The sequence below is a fragment of the Mesorhizobium sp. WSM4810 genome (assembly GCF_055811235.1).
In genome coordinates, this window is sequence record NZ_JBVVQV010000019.1 from 13,996 (window position 1) to 15,766 (window position 1,771).

Consider the following 1,771-nt stretch of genomic DNA (forward strand, 5'->3'; position numbering starts at 1 on the left):
AAAGATACACCCCCGCCCCGGGGCGGTCGGCCCCCACCCCCCCCCCGTGGGGGGGGGGGGGGGGGGGGGGGGGGCGCGCCGCCCCCCCCCGGTGCCCCCCCCCCGCCGCCCCCGACCCTGACCATCCGGCGAATTTCGGCCGGCTCTGTTCCAAGGGCTCGGCGCTGGCCGAGACGATCGACCTAGACGGACGGCTGCTCTATCCGGAGATCCACGGTCGCCGCACCGACTGGGACGAAGCGCTCGACCTTGTCGCCTCGACTTTTTCGCGGACCATCGCCGAGCACGGTCGCGACGCGGTCGCCTTCTACGTCTCCGGTCAGTTGCTGACCGAGGATTATTATGTCGCCAACAAGCTGATGAAAGGCTTCATCGGCTCGGCCAATATCGACACCAATTCGCGCCTGTGCATGGCCTCGTCGGTTGCCGGCCACCGCCGCGCCTTCGGCTCTGACACGGTGCCGGGCAGCTACGAGGATCTGGAACTCGCCGATCTGATCGTGCTGGTCGGCTCCAATCTCGCCTGGTGCCATCCGGTGCTCTACCAGCGCATTGCCGCTGCCCGGGAAAAACGGCCCGACATGAAGGTGGTACTGGTCGACCCGCGCCGCACGATGACATCAGACATTGCCGACATGCATCTGGCGATCGCGCCCGATGGCGACGTCGCGCTGTTCACAGGGCTGCTCGCCTATCTCGGCCAGCACAACGCGCTGGACCGCACCTATATCACGGCGCACACAACCGGCTTCGGGCAAGCCCTTTTTGCCGCTTCCGCGCTCGACCTTGCCGGCATCGCCGCTGCCACGGACCTCGGCGAGGACGAGCTTGTCCGCTTCTACAGCCTGTTCGCCGCGACGGCGAATACCGTGACCGTCTACAGCCAGGGCGTTAACCAGTCGTCCTCGGGCACCGACAAGGTCAACGCCATCATCAACTGTCATCTCGCTACCGGCCGCATCGGCAAGCCCGGCGCCGGACCGTTTTCGGTGACCGGCCAGCCCAACGCCATGGGCGGTCGGGAGGTCGGCGGCCTGGCCAACATGCTGGCCGCCCATATGGAGATCGAAAACCCCGAGCACCGCGACCGCGTGCAGCGGTTCTGGAGTGCGCCGGCCGTCGCCGAAAAGCCCGGTCTGAAGGCGGTCGAGATGTTTCAGGCGGTAGCCGATGGGCGCATCAAGGCGCTGTGGATCATGGCTACCAACCCGGTCGACTCGATGCCGGACGCCGATGCCGTCGAGGCGGCGATCAAGGCCTGCCCGTTTGTCGTGGTGTCGGACGTGTTGGCCAAGACCGACACGGTCCGCCACGCCCACGTCCGGCTGCCCGCCGCCGCATGGGGCGAGAAGGACGGCTCGGTCACCAATTCGGAGCGCCGCATCTCGCGCCAGCGCGCCTTTTTGGCCACGCCCGGAGAGGCAAGGGCCGACTGGTGGATCGTCGCCGAAGTCGCCAAGCGGATGGGTTTTGACGAAGCGTTTTCGCATCCGTCGCCAGCCGATATCTTTGCCGAGCACGCCGCGCTGTCGGCGTTCGAGAATGACGGCGCCCGCGATTTCGACATCGGTGCGTATGCCGGGGTCGATGGAGAAGACTACGACGCGCTGGCGCCTTTCCAGTGGCCAGCGCCGAGCCAAGGCACCCCCCCAGGGGGGGGGGGGGGGGGGGGGGGGGGGGGGGGGGCGGGCGGGGGGGGGGGGGGCGGGAGGGGGGGGGGGGGGGGCGGCGGGGCGGGGGGGGGGGGGCGGGGGGGGGGGGGGGGGGCCGG

At 69.5% G+C, this 1,771-nt stretch carries 1 protein-coding gene; it reads left to right on the forward strand.

What is annotated here, in order from left to right:
• On the forward strand, positions 1 to 1,771 hold a 1,771-nt coding region (locus AC0L3O_RS23940), incomplete at both ends, for a molybdopterin-dependent oxidoreductase (RefSeq protein ID WP_473616846.1).